This is a genomic window from Robertkochia solimangrovi (genome assembly GCF_007279655.1).
Lineage (GTDB): Bacteria > Bacteroidota > Bacteroidia > Flavobacteriales > Flavobacteriaceae > Robertkochia > Robertkochia solimangrovi.
In genome coordinates, this window is sequence record NZ_QKWN01000008.1 from 211,880 (window position 1) to 227,189 (window position 15,310).

14 protein-coding genes are annotated in these 15,310 nt (G+C 42.9%); 6 read left to right on the forward strand and 8 right to left on the reverse strand.

Going from position 1 to position 15,310, the window contains the following annotated elements; translation table 11 throughout:
- Positions 1-32: 32 nt before the first annotated feature.
- From kdsB to DMZ48_RS12555, 4 genes are all read left to right on the forward strand, one after another.
- The gene (gene kdsB / locus DMZ48_RS12540; RefSeq protein ID WP_143955497.1) at positions 33-761 is read left to right on the forward strand and encodes a 3-deoxy-manno-octulosonate cytidylyltransferase; all 729 of its coding nucleotides are present in this window, start codon (positions 33-35) and stop codon (positions 759-761) included.
- Entirely contained in the window at positions 752-1,450 is a 699-nt protein-coding gene (locus DMZ48_RS12545; protein ID WP_143955498.1) for an HAD family hydrolase, read from the forward strand. The genes kdsB and DMZ48_RS12545 overlap by 10 nt, the downstream gene beginning before the upstream one ends.
- A 122-nt stretch (positions 1,451-1,572) precedes the next feature.
- Complete coding sequence (locus tag DMZ48_RS12550) at positions 1,573-2,655, forward strand: iron-containing alcohol dehydrogenase family protein (protein WP_143955499.1); 1,083 nt, start codon at positions 1,573-1,575, stop codon at positions 2,653-2,655.
- Positions 2,656-2,658: 3 nt separating this feature from the next.
- A complete protein-coding gene (locus DMZ48_RS12555) occupies positions 2,659-3,204 on the forward strand; it encodes a lysophospholipid acyltransferase family protein (RefSeq protein ID WP_143955500.1) in 546 nt (181 codons plus the stop codon).
- On the opposite strand, the gene DMZ48_RS12560 is transcribed toward DMZ48_RS12555, so the two are convergent.
- The 7 genes from DMZ48_RS12560 to thrA all read right to left on the reverse strand — a co-directional run bounded on the left by DMZ48_RS12560 (position 3,201) and on the right by thrA (position 11,243).
- Positions 3,201-3,926, reverse strand: a complete 726-nt coding sequence (locus DMZ48_RS12560) for a YebC/PmpR family DNA-binding transcriptional regulator (RefSeq protein WP_143955501.1) — start codon at positions 3,924-3,926, stop codon at positions 3,201-3,203. The two genes, DMZ48_RS12555 and DMZ48_RS12560, sit on opposite strands and share 4 nt — an antisense overlap.
- 58 nt (positions 3,927-3,984) lie before the next feature.
- Entirely contained in the window at positions 3,985-4,269 is a 285-nt protein-coding gene (locus DMZ48_RS12565; protein ID WP_143955502.1) for a 4a-hydroxytetrahydrobiopterin dehydratase, read from the reverse strand.
- A gap of 217 nt (positions 4,270-4,486) precedes the next feature.
- Positions 4,487-5,290 (reverse strand): sugar nucleotide-binding protein, encoded by an 804-nt coding sequence (locus DMZ48_RS12570; RefSeq protein ID WP_143955503.1) that lies wholly within the window; start codon positions 5,288-5,290, stop codon positions 4,487-4,489.
- 47 nt (positions 5,291-5,337) lie between these two features.
- Positions 5,338-6,423, reverse strand: a complete 1,086-nt coding sequence (gcvT, locus tag DMZ48_RS12575; protein WP_143955504.1) for a glycine cleavage system aminomethyltransferase GcvT — start codon at positions 6,421-6,423, stop codon at positions 5,338-5,340.
- 124 nt (positions 6,424-6,547) lie between these two features.
- Complete coding sequence (gene thrC / locus DMZ48_RS12580; RefSeq protein WP_143955505.1) at positions 6,548-7,861, reverse strand: threonine synthase; 1,314 nt, start codon at positions 7,859-7,861, stop codon at positions 6,548-6,550.
- A 2-nt stretch (positions 7,862-7,863) separates the two neighbouring features.
- Positions 7,864-8,793 (reverse strand): homoserine kinase, encoded by a 930-nt coding sequence (locus DMZ48_RS12585; protein ID WP_143955506.1) that lies wholly within the window; start codon positions 8,791-8,793, stop codon positions 7,864-7,866.
- A 2-nt stretch (positions 8,794-8,795) separates the two neighbouring features.
- Complete coding sequence (gene thrA / locus DMZ48_RS12590) at positions 8,796-11,243, reverse strand: bifunctional aspartate kinase/homoserine dehydrogenase I (RefSeq protein WP_143955507.1); 2,448 nt, start codon at positions 11,241-11,243, stop codon at positions 8,796-8,798.
- A 300-nt stretch (positions 11,244-11,543) separates the two neighbouring features.
- On the opposite strand from thrA, the gene DMZ48_RS12595 reads away from it, so the two are divergent.
- Together DMZ48_RS12595 and hutH are read left to right on the forward strand one after the other, a co-directional pair.
- On the forward strand, positions 11,544-13,058 hold the full coding sequence (locus DMZ48_RS12595; RefSeq protein ID WP_143955508.1) for an NAD(P)H-hydrate dehydratase: 1,515 nt from the start codon (positions 11,544-11,546) through the stop codon (positions 13,056-13,058).
- 211 nt (positions 13,059-13,269) lie between these two features.
- The gene (gene hutH / locus DMZ48_RS12600) at positions 13,270-14,781 is read left to right on the forward strand and encodes a histidine ammonia-lyase (protein ID WP_143955509.1); all 1,512 of its coding nucleotides are present in this window, start codon (positions 13,270-13,272) and stop codon (positions 14,779-14,781) included.
- Positions 14,782-14,887: 106 nt separating this feature from the next.
- Here the strand turns inward: hutH and DMZ48_RS12605 are convergent, their stop codons facing one another.
- The gene (locus DMZ48_RS12605; protein ID WP_143955510.1) at positions 14,888-15,295 is read right to left on the reverse strand and encodes a hypothetical protein; all 408 of its coding nucleotides are present in this window, start codon (positions 15,293-15,295) and stop codon (positions 14,888-14,890) included.
- Between the last annotated feature and the right edge of the window lie 15 nt (positions 15,296-15,310).

Here is a 15,310-nt window from a genome sequence, read left to right on the forward strand (position 1 = left end):
TTTGTTATTTCTATAGAAGATAAATACGATTCATGAAAATAATTTCAATGATACCGGCACGCTATGCTGCTTCCCGTTTTCCCGGGAAGTTAATGCAAGACCTTCAGGGGAAACCGGTTATTTTAAGAACTTATGAGGCTACGGTAAATACTGGACTTTTTGATGAGGTCTTTGTGGTTACCGATAGTGATGAGATCTATCAGACGATCACATCAAATGGAGGGAAGGCGATCATGAGCAAGGCTGTTCATGAATGTGGGAGTGATCGTATTGCTGAAGCTGTAGCAGACCTGGATATAGATATCGTCGTAAATGTGCAAGGGGATGAGCCTATGACCGATAGGGATAGTCTTGCCAAGGTGATCGAGGTGTTCAGGGATGATGCCGAAAAGGAGATCGATCTGGCATCGCTGATGACTCCGATTACCGACTGGGAAGAAATCAGTGACCCCAACACGGTAAAGGTGATCGTGGATAATCGAAATTTTGCCATGTATTTTTCGAGATCACCCATCCCGTACCCGCGTGCCAAGGACACCGGAGTACATTATTATAAACATAAAGGCATCTATGCATTTCGTAAGAATGCCATTCTGGATTTCACCAGATTACCGATGCTCCCACTGGAAGCTACTGAGAAGATAGAGGCGATTCGCTTTCTGGAATACGGTAAAAAGATAAAAATGGTGGAAACCTATACTGAAGGAATCGAGATCGATACTCCTGAAGACCTGGTAAAAGCAAACAAGATATGGAAATAGATTTGAGTCATATCCGGGTGATCGGTTTCGATGCCGATGATACACTTTGGGTCAATGAAACCTATTTCAGGGATACCGAGCATGAATTTGCCCGACTGCTTTCGGCCTATGAGACCGAAAACAAGATCGATCAGGAACTTTTCAAAATGGAGATGCAGAACCTTGGAATCTATGGTTACGGAATCAAAGGTTTTATGTTGTCGATGATCGAAAGTGCTATAGATCTCAGCAATGGTAAAATCGATAGCAAGACCATTTCCAAAATATTGGACATGGGTAAGGAGATGATTCTTAAGCCTGTCGAAATTCTGGATGGTGTGGAGGAGGTTTTAAAAAGTTTAAACGGTAAATATCGATTGATATTGCTCACTAAAGGGGATCTGCTGGATCAGGAAAGAAAACTTGATCGTTCCGGATTATCCAAGTACTTTCATCATATCGAGGTACTCAGCGATAAAAAGGAAGAAAATTACAGTAATCTGCTGAGTCATCTTGAAATTCCGGTAGATGAATTTCTGATGATTGGGAATTCTCTGAAGTCAGATGTGCTTCCTCTGATCAATATCGGAGCCTCTGCAGTCCATGTGCCCTTTCATACGACCTGGGCTCACGAGCAAGTAAAGGAAAATGATGATAACGGTGGTTATCATACGCTGGATAATATCCGGGAGATTTTGAAGTATCTGTAATCGATGAACCCTACAGGCAGCATCTATTGGTGTCTTAAAAACAAAGAAATGAAGTCGGCTGTTTAATAGTCTGACACCCCGGTTGGAAACGACCGCATAATTTACTAACTCAAAAAGCATAAATGAAATTCAAAAATTTTCCAATGGTTCCAAGGGTGGTCTTCGGAAGAGGAAGTTTTGATCAACTCAACGAAATCCTGTTACCGAAACGCCGGAACGACAAAGCACCATTCATATTTCTGATCGATGATGTATTTGAGAATAATCCGGAAATAATTTCCCGTATTCCTCTTATATTCGATGATCAGATCATCTTTATCTCTTCAGATACAGAGCCCAAGACCGTACAGGTCGATGCCCTGGTTTCCAGAATCAATGAAGCTTTTGATGAAAAACCTAGCGGAATCATCGGGATAGGAGGAGGAACATTGCTCGATCTGGCGAAGGCCGTAGCGATCATGCTCAATAACAAAGGAACTGCAGATCAGTATCAGGGATGGGATCTGGTTAAAAAAGATGCTGTATATCATGTAGGAATCCCTACCATCAGTGGTACTGGTGCGGAAGTAAGTCGTACCACCGTACTTACCGGTCCGGTTATGAAGCTGGGGATCAATTCTGATTATACACCTTTCGATCAGGTATTACTCGATCCTGAACTCACGGCAGGAGTGCCTAAGCATCAATGGTTCTATACCGGAATGGATTGTTATATTCACTGTATAGAATCACTCAACGGTACCTATCTTAATGCGTTCAGTCAGAGCTATGGAGAGAAATCCTATGAATTGTGTAAAGAGGTCTTCTATGACCAGAGTCTTGATGAAGAGATGTCTCGTGACAAACTCATGATGGCTTCATGGCATGGAGGAATGAGTATTGCATATTCACAAGTAGGGGTTGCTCATGCCATGAGTTATGGACTTTCCTATGTCTTGGGTACGCATCATGGAGAAGGGAATTGTATCGTATTTGATCATCTGGAGGAATTCTATCCTGACGGGGTGAAATTGTTCAAGGCTATGAAGGATATTCATGAAATCGAACTTGCCAAAGGGTTATGTGCAGCTCTTACAGATGCAGATTTCGATACCATGATCAGAGTTTCTATGGGGATGGTGCCTTTATGGGAGAATGCTTTGGGTAAGGATTGGCAGCAGGTGATCACGCCGGAGAAACTGAGGGGAATGTACGAGAAAATGTAAAAGATGAAAGGTCTGTCCCGTTTTATATTTAACCAGATACTCGGTTGGAGGTTAATAGGGGAATTCCCTGATCTTAAGAAATATATCATTATTGTGGTTCCGCATACGAGCTGGCATGATTTTTATATCGGAGTGCTGGTAAGAAGTATGGTGGGAATTCCCATGAACTTTGTGGGTAAAAAGGAATTATTCAATTCTCCGTTTGGATGGTATTTCCGTTGGATGGGAGGAGAAGGTGTTGACCGAAGCAAGAATTCCAATACCGTGGATGCAGTGGTTGATATCTTTGAAAAGCGTGAAGAGTTCCGTCTGGCTCTGGCTCCGGAAGGTACCCGAAAAAAGGTGTCTTCCTGGAAGACAGGCTTCTATTACATCGCAAAAGGAGCAGGGGTGCCTATTATTATGGCTGCCTTTGATTACGGGAGAAAAGAAGTGCGGCTATCTGAACCTTTTTATCCGACAGCTGATTCGGATAAGGATATAAGATATCTTTATGCCTGGTTTAAAGGCGTAGAAGGAAAAGTGAAGGCAAACTCTTTTGAGAGTTAGCCTTCGCTTTCATTTTCTTTCATGGAGTGATATACGTTCTGCACATCATCGTCCTCTTCGATCTTTTCGAGTAGTTTTTCAACGTCGGCCACTTCTTCGGCATTGAGTTCTTTGGTGACCTGTGGTATTCTTTCAAATCCGGAGGAAAGTATTTCAATACCCCGGTTCTCTAATTCCTTCTGAATAGCTCCGAAATTCTCAAACGGGGCATAGATCAATACGCCGTCTTCGTCAACGAAGATCTCTTCTGCACCGAAATCGATCATCTCAAGTTCGAGTTCTTCCGGATCGATACCTTCACTGCTGATCCTGAAATTGCAGGTGTGATCGAACATAAATTCAACCGATCCACTGGTGCCAAGGCTTCCGTTGCATTTGTTGAAATAACTTCGGATGTTCGCGACAGTTCTGTTGTTGTTATCCGTAGCAGTTTCGATCAGAATTGCGATTCCGTGTGGTGCATATCCTTCAAACAATACCTCTTTGTAGTTTTCTGTGTTCTTGTCAGAAGCTCGTTTTATAGCCCTTTCGATATTCTCTTTAGGCATATTAGCGGTCTTCGCATTCTGAATAACAGCTCTTAACTTCGCATTTGCTTCGGGATCAGGACCACCTTCTTTTACAGCCATTACAATGTCTTTGCCAATACGTGTAAAAGTTTTGGCCATAGTTGACCAACGTTTAAGTTTTCTGGCCTTTCTGAATTCGAAAGCTCTTCCCATACGATTTAATAAGTTTGATTTACCCGCAAAAATAGGTAATTTTCAAAAAAAGCAAAGATTAGTTGCCGGTGATTATTTGTTCGATCTTTTTAGCGAGCTTGAAGTCTTTGATCGTAATTCCTCCCGCATCATGCGTACTCAGGCGAATCGTAAGATTGTTGTAAACATTACTCCATTCAGGATGATGACTCATCGCTTCTGCTTCGAAAGCAATTCTCGTCATCATAGAAAATGCATCCACAAAATTCTTGAAGTCGAGGGAGGTCACGAGCATATTGTCTTCAAGATCCCAGTATTGCAATTCTTTGAGTTGTTCTTCGATTTCTTCTTTGGTAAGTTTCATCTGTTTTGATTTATTTGTTTTTAATAGATCAGATGGAATTCGCCATGTAACGAACGGGGTGAGGTTCATCCTGATCGCTATAGCTCATTTCACACATGTTTACTCTTTTAGCGGTTATATGAAACCCCTCAGTTCGTACCTTTTGTAAAAAAGATTTGTCCGGGGGATAACAGTTTAACAGATACTTAAATATATAAAAATTAAGTTGGTAATAAGCCTATAATGCTTCGATAATATCCGATTGTGTAAATTGCAGATGTTTGGGTAATTTATTGTCTTTGGGAAGCACTGCCAGAAAGCGGTCGAAATTTGAAGTGTATACATTTTTGAACAAAGGATGTTCATAGCCCATTTTAAGACAGGCTTCGAATATGAACTCATCATGATGAACCAGATCGGAAGAACCCAAATGAAAAATACCTCTTCTTTTACGGTTGATGATGTAGTGAATTTGTCGGGTTAACATATCGACATTGGTGACGTTCATCACCAGGTCCGGAAATACTTCATAAGCTTCTTTATTTTCAAGAAAATATCTGAGTTCCTTTATCCGTGGTGATTTACTTCCAAAAACCATCGGCAATCTAACAATGGTGAATTGCTTTTCAGGGAGGCGCATGAACATATTTTCAATACGGATTTTCAGTTTGCCGTAAGGACTCTCGGAAAGCGTTTTGTCGTATTCATAGGAGGGGTAGTTGCTAAAAGCATCAAAAACATTTGCAGAAGAAAGGAAGATTACTTTGGCTCCGGTTGCTTTGCAATATTCAGCGATGAGCTCATGGGTTTCTACCTGGGCATCGAAGTCTCCCCTAAGGGAGGAGATTATCAGATTGGGACGTAATTTGATCAGTAAACTGAAAACGTCATCTGTTTCCATATCGAAATGGAAAAAATGTTTATTTCCTGAATAGATCCTACCGGTGTGATAAGTGCCATAGGTATCAAAGTAATTGCAAAGCTCTTTATAAAGTGCTCCACCGATAAACCCACTGGCTCCTAAAATTAATATCCTATTCAAATAATCTCCTTTTCAATCTATATAGCTGAAACTATATCAGCGGTTAATTATTGTTTGTAAAATGGGAATTTAACAACGGTAGCAGGGATGGCTTTGTTTCTTATGCTGATCTTCACAGAAGTACCTTCTCCGGAAAATTCAGTTTTAACATATCCCATACCGATCCCTTGACCGAGTGAAGGTGCCATGGTTCCGCTGGTGACCTCTCCGATCTCTTCATCATTTTCATTCAGGATGGTGTAACCTTTTCTTGGAATTCCACGCTCACTCATTGTGAATCCTATAAGTTTACGTGCAGCGCCTGCTTCTTTTTCGGCTTTAAGCGCCTCTGAATTAACAAAGTCCTTGGTGAACTTTGTGATCCATCCTAAGCCTGCCTCGATGGGAGAGGTAGTGTCATCAATATCGTTTCCGTACAGGCAATAACCCATTTCCAGTCGCAAGGTATCCCGTGCTGCGAGTCCGATAGGTTTGATTCCAAAGGCAGCTCCTGCTTCGAAAACCCTGTCCCAAACCACTGCTGCGTCCTCATTTTTTACATAGATCTCAAATCCTCCGCTTCCGGTATATCCGGTAGCGGATATGATCACGTCTGAGACCCCGGCAAATTCACCGACTTCGAAATGATAGAACTTGATTGCCGAAAGATCGGTTTGTGTCAGGGATTGCATCGCTTCCACCGCCTTTGGTCCCTGAATCGCCAATAAGGAATAATCATCAGAAACATTGGTCATCGCCGCTCCGAAAACTTCATTATGAGATGAGATCCAGTTCCAGTCTTTTTCGATATTGGAAGCATTAACCACAAGAAGGTATTTCTCCTCTTCGAGCTTGTAAACGATCAGATCATCTACAATCCCTCCCTCAGCGTTTGGAAGACAAGAATACTGCGCTCTTCCAATAGTGAGTTTAGAAGCATCATTACTGGTTACCTTTTGTATAAGGTCCAGTGCTTTGGGACCACTGATAAAAAACTCTCCCATGTGGCTTACATCAAAAACACCGACCTTTTCTCTAACGGTCTCATGTTCGATGTTCACCCCTTCGTATTGAACGGGCATGTTATACCCTGCGAATGGTACCATTTTGGCACCCAAAGCGATATGCTTTTCAGTTAATGCTGTATTCTTCATCCTGTGTTTACTTGGTTTCGCGCAAAATTATTCAAAATATCAGGAGAAAGAAAGGAAAGTAAAGAGAATAAGGAGAAGAAAACCCCGTCTTACGGCTGTAATGGCCTTGACGGGGTCTTAGATTTTAATGACTGTCTTTCAAAAGGAAAGTTTTCAATTGGTCATAATTGCTGATAAGTACACTTTTTTTCTGCTTATCGATTATGGAAACGATCTGTTCAGGGATCGTGATTTTTGTGTTGAGTGTTTCCTCCACCGTATCCAGAAACTTTACTGGATGGGCGGTTTCCAGAAATACCCCGGTGGTGCCGGGTACATTTTTCTGGTAATCTTTTAGGCCGAGATATCCAACAGCTCCGTGGGGATCTGCGATATATTCCGAACGATCATAGATGGCTTTCATCGCTGTCCGTGTTTCTTCATCGGTATAACTTTCTGAAGTGAACATGGCTTTCAGAAGATCGAAATCATTTTCGAACAAGGTTTGAATCCTGATGAAGTTGCTCGGATTACCGACATCCATTGCATTGGATATGGTCGCTTTTGAAGGTCGGGGTTCATATTTCCCTGAATTCATAAAATCGGGTACCGTGCGATTTATATTGGTTGCAGCCACAAAATGTTTGATCGGCAGTCCCAGACGGTACGCCATAATACCTGCACATATATTTCCGAAATTTCCACTTGGAACCGCAAATACGGGTTCTTTGCCTTGTTTCTTAAGTTCCCTTGCAGCGATGAAGAAATAGAACATCTGTGGCAACCATCGTGCGACATTTATCGAATTTGCCGAAGTCAGGTTGCATGCATTCAGTTCTGGGTCGAGGAACGCGGTCTTTACCATATCCTGACAGTCATCGAAAACTCCATCTACCTCAAGAGCCGTAATATTTTGTCCGAGTGTGGTGAGTTGTTTTTCCTGAATATCGCTTACTTTTCCGGATGGGTACAGAATGATCACTTCGACACCTTCCACCCCGAGGAATCCACTGGCTACAGCTCCACCGGTATCGCCCGAAGTTGCAACCAGTACACGTACCGTCTCCTGATCCTTGTCTTTGTTGAAATAACCGAGACATCTTGCCATAAACCTTGCTCCGACGTCCTTAAAGGCCATGGTTGGACCATGATAGAGTTCCAGTGCATAGACGTCTTCTTCAACCTTATTCAGGGGGAAGTCAAATGAAAGTGTTTCTGATACGATCTTTCTAAGCTCATCGTCGGGAATTTCCCCGCCCACGAATTGTTGTATGACTCTGAAGGCGATCTCGTCATTTTCATATAATTCCAGATGCTCGATGAAATCCTTATCCAATGGCGTGATCTTTTCCGGGAAATATAGTCCACGGTCAGGCGCAAGGCCATTGATCACTGCTTCCCGAAAACTCGTATTTGCAGCATCTTTAGATTCGGGGTTATTCAAGCTGTAATATTTCATTTCTATTTTGTTGCTAATATTTTAATTCCTTCCTGATTTATCGCTGATACATGGAGATCGAAATCGACACCGATCTCCTGGTAGACTTCTCCCATGGCAGCGGCAACCGCTTCAGCTGACTTACGTCCCTTGGTGAGAGCAAATATCGATGGTCCGGAACCTGAGATACCACTACCCAGTGCTCCGGCAAGTTTTGCAGCTTCCTTGACCTTGCTGTAGCCGGGTATAAGCGGACTACGCATAGGTTCGACGATCTCATCGGTAAGGCTTCGGCTGATCAGGTCATAATCCTCTGTATACAGGGCGCTTACCAGAGCAGCCAGATTTCCCCATTGCTTTACAGCCAGTTTCAGACTAACCGTTTGCTTTAGTACCGAACGGGCGTCGGCAGTCTTTACTTCGATCTGTGGATGTATGACTGCTGCATACAATTCAGAAGGGGTATTTAATTTTAAGGTTTCCAAAGGTTCGTAACCCTTTACCAGTGTAAAACCGCCTAAAAGGGCAGGAGCGACATTATCAGCATGTTTAGCACCACTCGCAAGCGCCTCTCCTTCCATCGCGAAACCTACCAGTTCATTGGCGTTGAAGGGTTCGTTCAGTAATTTATTGATTCCGAATACTGCTCCGGCTGCACTTGCCGCACTACTACCGATTCCGCTTCCCGGTTTTATCTTTTTATAGATCTCGATCTCAAATCCACCAGTGTGTTCCACGGCTTGTAACAGCTTTATTGCTGCAACTCCGGCTACGTTCTTTTCCGCTTCCATCGGAAGTTGCTGCCCCTCAATTTTTGTGATCCTGATACCGGGTTCGGTAACTTTTCGGATAACCATTTCATCACCGGTATTATCGAGACAAAGACCGAGAACGTCAAACCCGCAGGAAACATTGGCGATGGTAGCCGGACTGAATATTCTTATTTCTTTCATATTTAAAAATTACCGATCCTGATGATATCTGCAAAAATTCCTGATGCCGTTACATCAGCACCGGCACCGGCACCTTTGATAAGTAATGGCTGGTCTACATAACGATCGGTAAAGAACAAAACGATATTGTCTTTTCCTTCCAGGTTGTAGAACGGATGACCTTCCGGTATTTCCTGTAAGCCAACGCTGGCTTCTCCATTTTCAAAGGAAGCGACATATTTTAATCTGCATCCTTTCTCGCTGGCACTTTTATACAATGCATCAAAGTGGTCTTTGTGTTTTACCAGACTATTGAAGAAATCCGCTACGTTATCTGTGTCCAGAGATTCCTGAGGAAGAAAAGACTCGTTTTTAATGTCCGAAAGTTCCATAGTGTAGCCGCTTTCACGGGCAAGGATGAGAATCTTTCTCATAACATCTATACCACTCAGATCGATCTTAGGGTCCGGTTCAGTGTATCCTTCAACCCCTGCCTGATGCACCACTTTGTCAAAGGGTGTATCCAGATCGAAGTTGTTAAAAACGAAGTTCAGACTTCCCGATAGCACTGCCTGTATCTTATTAACCTTATCTCCGGAAGCGATAAGGTTCTTGAGCGTGTCGATAATCGGTAATCCTGCCCCTACATTCGTTTCGAATAAAAAGGGTGCATTGTATTTTCTGGAGAGCTCCTTGTGCTCTTTATAATTGCCATAATCTGAAGAAGCAGCGATCTTGTTACAGGTTACTACGGAGATACTTTCCTTGAGGTAATTCTTATAAGTGGCGGCGATCTTTTCATTTGCCGTATTATCTACAAAGATGCTGTTTCTCAGGTTGAGGTTCATTACCTTCTTAAAGAATTCATCCGGATTGGCAGGTTCTCCTTGCTTAAGTTGTTCTTCCCAGTTGCTCAGATCCATACCGCCCTGTTCAAAGACCATGGTTCTGGAATTGGAAAGCGCGATAACACGTAAATTTAATTTCAGGTGTTTTTTGAGGAATTTTTGTTGTTGTTCTATCTGCTTCAGGAACTTGTTTCCGACATTTCCAACACCCATTACAAAGAGGTTCAGCTGTTTGATGTGCTCCTCAAAGAATTGCTCATGAAGCGTGTTAAGTGCTTTTTTTACGTCATTCTTGTCGATCACGGCAGAAATGTTTCTTTCTGAGGCTCCCTGGGCGATAGCTCGGATATTAACATTGTTCTTTCCGAGTGCACTGAACATCCTTCCGCTAAGTCCCTGGTGACTTTTCATATTGTCACCCACCAGAGCGATGATAGCCATATGGGTTTCGATAGAGACAGGATTGATCTTTCCTTGTTGCATTTCATATTCAAAGGCTGATTCGAGAGCAGCCTTGGCTTTCAATACATCACTTTCAGCAATACCGATGCAGATCGAATGTTCGGAAGATGCCTGGGTGATGAAAACAACGCTAACCTTCGCCTCTGAAAGTACTTCGAAGAATCGCTTTGAAATTCCGGGGATACCAACCATGCCACTTCCTTCCAATGAAAGCAATGCCATGTTTTCAATATGACTGATTCCCCGTACTGCACGTTCTTGTCCATTGGTGTTTCGGGTGATCAGCGTGCCTTCTTCCTCCGGAGCAAAGGTGTTTTTGATCAGGATAGGAATATGTTTGGTAAGTACCGGTTGAATGGTAGGCGGATATAAAACTTTGGCTCCAAAATGTGAAAGCTCCATAGCTTCTTCATAGGAGATGTGCGGGATGGCAAAAGCCTGTTTTACAAGTTTCGGATTTGCTGTGTACATTCCACTGACATCGGTCCAGATTTCAAGTATTGAAGCATTCACTGCTGCGGCGATAATTGCAGCAGTATAATCTGATCCTCCGCGTCCCAGTGTGGTTGAGTTCTGTCGTTCAGAAGAAGCTACAAAACCGGGTACCACTACCACATCATAATTGACTGTTCCGAAATAATTCTGGCAGATCTCGTTCGTGTGTTTAAAATCAACTGCAGCCCGACCGAAGTTTTCATCGGTACGAATCAAAAGTCTTCCGTCTTTAAGAACGCTGTTCAGTTTTTCAGCGATAAAATATTCGCTTACGATGTAGGATGACAATAATTCACCGTATCCCAAAATCTTATCCAATAATCGGGGTGTAGTTTCACCGATAAGAAATGCACCTTCGAGTAGCGTTTCCAGAACATTGAGCTCTCGTTTCACAGCGCTGATCACACCACTTTGAGACTGTACCGGTAACAACGCCTGAATCGTATTGAGGTGACGCTCTTCGATCTCCTTCAGTACGGTAAGGTAGGATTCGTTTTGAGAGGAAGCCAATTTATTGGCTTCTACCAGTTTATCGGTTACGCCGCCGAGAGCGGATACTACAACGACCAGTTTGTCTTTCTTGGCGGCCTCACTAACGATAGCCTTAACTTTATTTATATTTTCTGAGTTGGCAACGGAAGTTCCACCAAATTTTAATACTTTCATAAATGATAATATGACGGTTTGAAATGATGTGTTTTTAGCTCCTAGTTAAATTTTCAAACAGGATATGGTATGCGGACGATATGAAATAATTAAACCCCAAAAGGGGTAATAATGGTAGAGATAATGGTAATGCAAATAGCAAGATCCTTCCCGGTTGAGAAGTTAGTAAGTGCAGATATGTACTTTTGATCCTGGTGCATTTTCAATAATGAAGGTCAAATGTAGGAGTAATAGATTTATTAATCAAACAATTATTAAATAATTATCGATTTCACACTAATTTGTAAGATTTGTTAAAAAATGAAGGTCTTCTCCACGGAACAGATCAGAACCGCTGATAAATTAACAATTGAGCGACAGGGTATCACCAGTCTTTCCCTTATGGAGAGAGCTGCAAAACATGCATTTGAACGTATTCTGACAAGAATTCCTTCAAAGAAATCCCGGGTTGTGGTCATTTGTGGAGTAGGGAACAACGGTGGTGACGGATTGGTAATCGGTCGTTATTTATTGGAAGAAGGTTATGATGCCTATATATTCATTCTTGAATTCTCAAAAGATCATTCGCATGATTTTACACGAAATCTCGAACGTTTAAAAAGGCTTGGGGTAAATCCGGTCACTATCGCTGAAGGGGAGCGACCTGAATTTCCATTATTTACAGAATTCATTATCGATGCCGTTTTTGGTTCAGGATTGAGCCGACCTCCGGCATCCTGGATCCGGGAGATCTTTGACCTGGTGAACAAGCATCCGGCAGAGGTGATCTCAATCGATGTTCCTTCCGGACTCTACCTCGACAGAGTGCCGGATTTTGATGATCAGGTGATTCGTGCTGATCATTGTCTTAGTTTTCAATTTCCTAAACTGGTTTTTTTGCTTCCGGGTTTTGGGAAATATTGCCTTTCCTGGGAAATAGTTCCGATCGGACTCGATGAACGCTATATAGAAGAAACTGAGCCTTTGGCATTCTATGTCGATAAAGGATATCTGAAGCGTGTTTTTCATGAGCGCGACCGATTCTCGCATAAAGGAGACCAGGGACACACCCTGGTAGTAGGGGGAAGTTACGGTAAAATGGGGGCTATACGAATGACGGGAGAGGCTGCTTTGCGCAGTGGTTCCGGGCTGGTAAGTGCTTATGTCCCCGAGTGTGGTTATCTGGTACTTCAGATCGCGATTCCGGAGATTATGGTCTTTACCGACGAAGATTCTAAAAAGATCACTTCGATAATCCCTGCCTCAGCATATTCTTCTGTGGCTATTGGTCCGGGGATGGGCACCGATGAGAAAACGGCTGTCGCGTTTGCTGATTTTATAAGAACTTTGAATAAACCAATTGTGATCGACGCAGATGCACTCAATATACTTGCCACTCATCCGGAATTATTAAGAGAGCTCCCTGCCGGGTCGGTACTGACACCGCACCCAGGAGAGCTGAAAAGGCTGATAGGGAATTGGGATGACGACCTGCAAAAGATCTCAAAAGTCAAAGAGTTCAGCAAGAACTATGCAGTGGTGGTCGTTGTTAAGGGAGCGCATACCATGATTACAGATGGTAAAAAGTTATATTTCAATTCTACGGGAAATCCGGGAATGGCTACCGGTGGCAGCGGTGATATTCTTACCGGGGTGATCGCCGGACTTATTGCGCAGGGTTATAAGGGGAAACAGGCGGCGATGCTCGGTGTATATCTTCACGGACTTGCAGGAGATTTTGCTGCCGAAAGGCAGGGGGAGGAGGCGATGGTAGCTACAGACATAATAGCACATCTCGGTGAGGCATTCATCGATCTGTTAATTGATGATTATTAGTAGAATTGAAGGAATTTTTTGAAAACAGATAAAAAACAGCCTCGAAATTTAATAATCATAAATTTAACCTTGATTTTATTCACTATTATTCTTTATTTCGCAGCCTGAAAAATTGAATTCCGGCTTCGAACCGGAAATAATATATAGTTTAATGTAGTGGAGGCTGTTATGATCAGGCCCGGCAGAGATTCCACATTGAAATAATAATTACATGAGTGAATATTATTACATCTCGTCAGATGTACTGGATCTGCAAACCGTACATTCGATTTTAAAGGATGATCTAAAGTTGAAATTATCGGATGAAGCGCGGGTAAATATCGAGAACTGCAGAAGTTATCTCGATCGTAAGATCGCAGCCGATGCCTCACCGGTTTATGGGATCAATACGGGGTTTGGATCACTTTGCAATATTAAGATATCGGGTGATAATCTGAGCCAACTACAGGAAAATCTCGTTATGTCGCATGCCTGTGGTACAGGTGAGACGGTGCCTAATGAGGTGGTTAAACTAATGTTGTTGCTAAAGATACAGTCTTTGAGTTACGGACATTCAGGAGTGCAGCTGGCAACGGTGAACCGGCTTATAGATTTCTATAATCATGAGGTCTTCCCGATCGTTTATACGCAGGGATCTTTAGGGGCTTCAGGAGATTTGGCGCCACTGGCTCATCTGGCACTTCCGCTTATCGGTAAGGGCATGGTATCTTTCGAAGGGGAGGTTTGTGCTGCTGCTGCAGTTAATGAACGTTTTCAATGGGATCCTATTACGTTACAATCGAAAGAAGGGCTAGCCTTGCTCAATGGAACTCAGTTCATGAGTGCCTATGGAATATGGTGTATTCTTCAATCCTATAAATTATCCTGGCTTGCTGATATGATCGGGGCGCTTTCGCTGGAGGCCTTCGACGGTAGACTCGAGCCTTTCAATAAGCTGATACATTTGATCAGACCGCATCGGGGACAGGTAAAGACTGCCGAGCGTATTCTTAAGTTTACCGAAGGCAGTGAATTGGCAGTTCAGGAGAAAAAACATGTTCAGGATCCTTATTCATTCCGCTGTATACCACAGGTTCATGGAGCATCCAAGGATGCCTTGTGTTATGTAAGGAAAGTATTCAAGACAGAAATAAATTCGGTTACGGATAATCCGAATATCTTTGAAAATGAAGATATGATCATTTCAGGAGGTAATTTCCATGGGCAGCCTTTGGCGCTGGCCTTGGATTTTCTGGGAATATCCCTATCTGAGCTGGGTAGTATCTCGGAAAGGCGCACCTACCAGTTAATCGCCGGACTTCGCGGATTGCCTGCATTTCTTGTAAATGATCCCGGGCTTAATTCCGGTCTTATGATCCCTCAATATACCGCTGCCAGTATCGCGAGTCAGAACAAGCAGTTGGCTACACCGGCGAGCATCGATAGTATTGTTTCTTCCAACGGACAAGAGGATCATGTAAGTATGGGGGCGAATGGAGCTACTAAAACGTACCGGATCGTTGAGAATTTAAGATCTATTCTCGCGATCGAGTTGCTGAATGCAGCGCAGGCTCTGAATTTCAGAAGACCTTTGAAGACATCGCCTGTGTTGGAGGATTTCTATGCGGCTTTTGTGGAAAAAGTTCCCTTTGTGGAAAAAGACCGGGTATTACACGATGATATAGAAGCTACCAAAGCATTCATGCATTCCATCGAATTCACTCCGGAAATGTTCCAGGATTGATAAAACGCAGTTCGCAGAAAAGCAGTATATAGTACATGGCGGGTCGTTCTGAATTTATCAGGCAGACAGCCTAGGGCTTCCCGAGATATGGCGTTGGTTTTAGGAGTCAGGCAGACTTTTGCGCTTTCAAGTCACTATCCTTATATTTTTGAACCGATTCTTTAGCCCATTTCACCGCGTTATCATATGACGTAAAATAGTGCAGGGGTTTGGAGAAGAATATCTTTTCGATCGCATAGCTTAAACGTTGTGCCGGGTTATTGGCGACAACACCATAAACGATCAGGTTCTCTGCCAGATTTACATATTCAGTCAGATGGATAGGGTTTAAGGAAAATGAATATTTTCTGTTGGATATATAGCCAAACGGGCGATCCTTGTAGCATTCTGTGAGAGCCTCAAGGATATGCACATGTTGTTCTTTAGTCATATCCACACCTTCGTTGATCTCACTTACTACATAGTCGTCATGACAGCATAGTTTACAAAAGCCGAGATTTATCGTTTTAGACATAGGATTCTGGAGGAA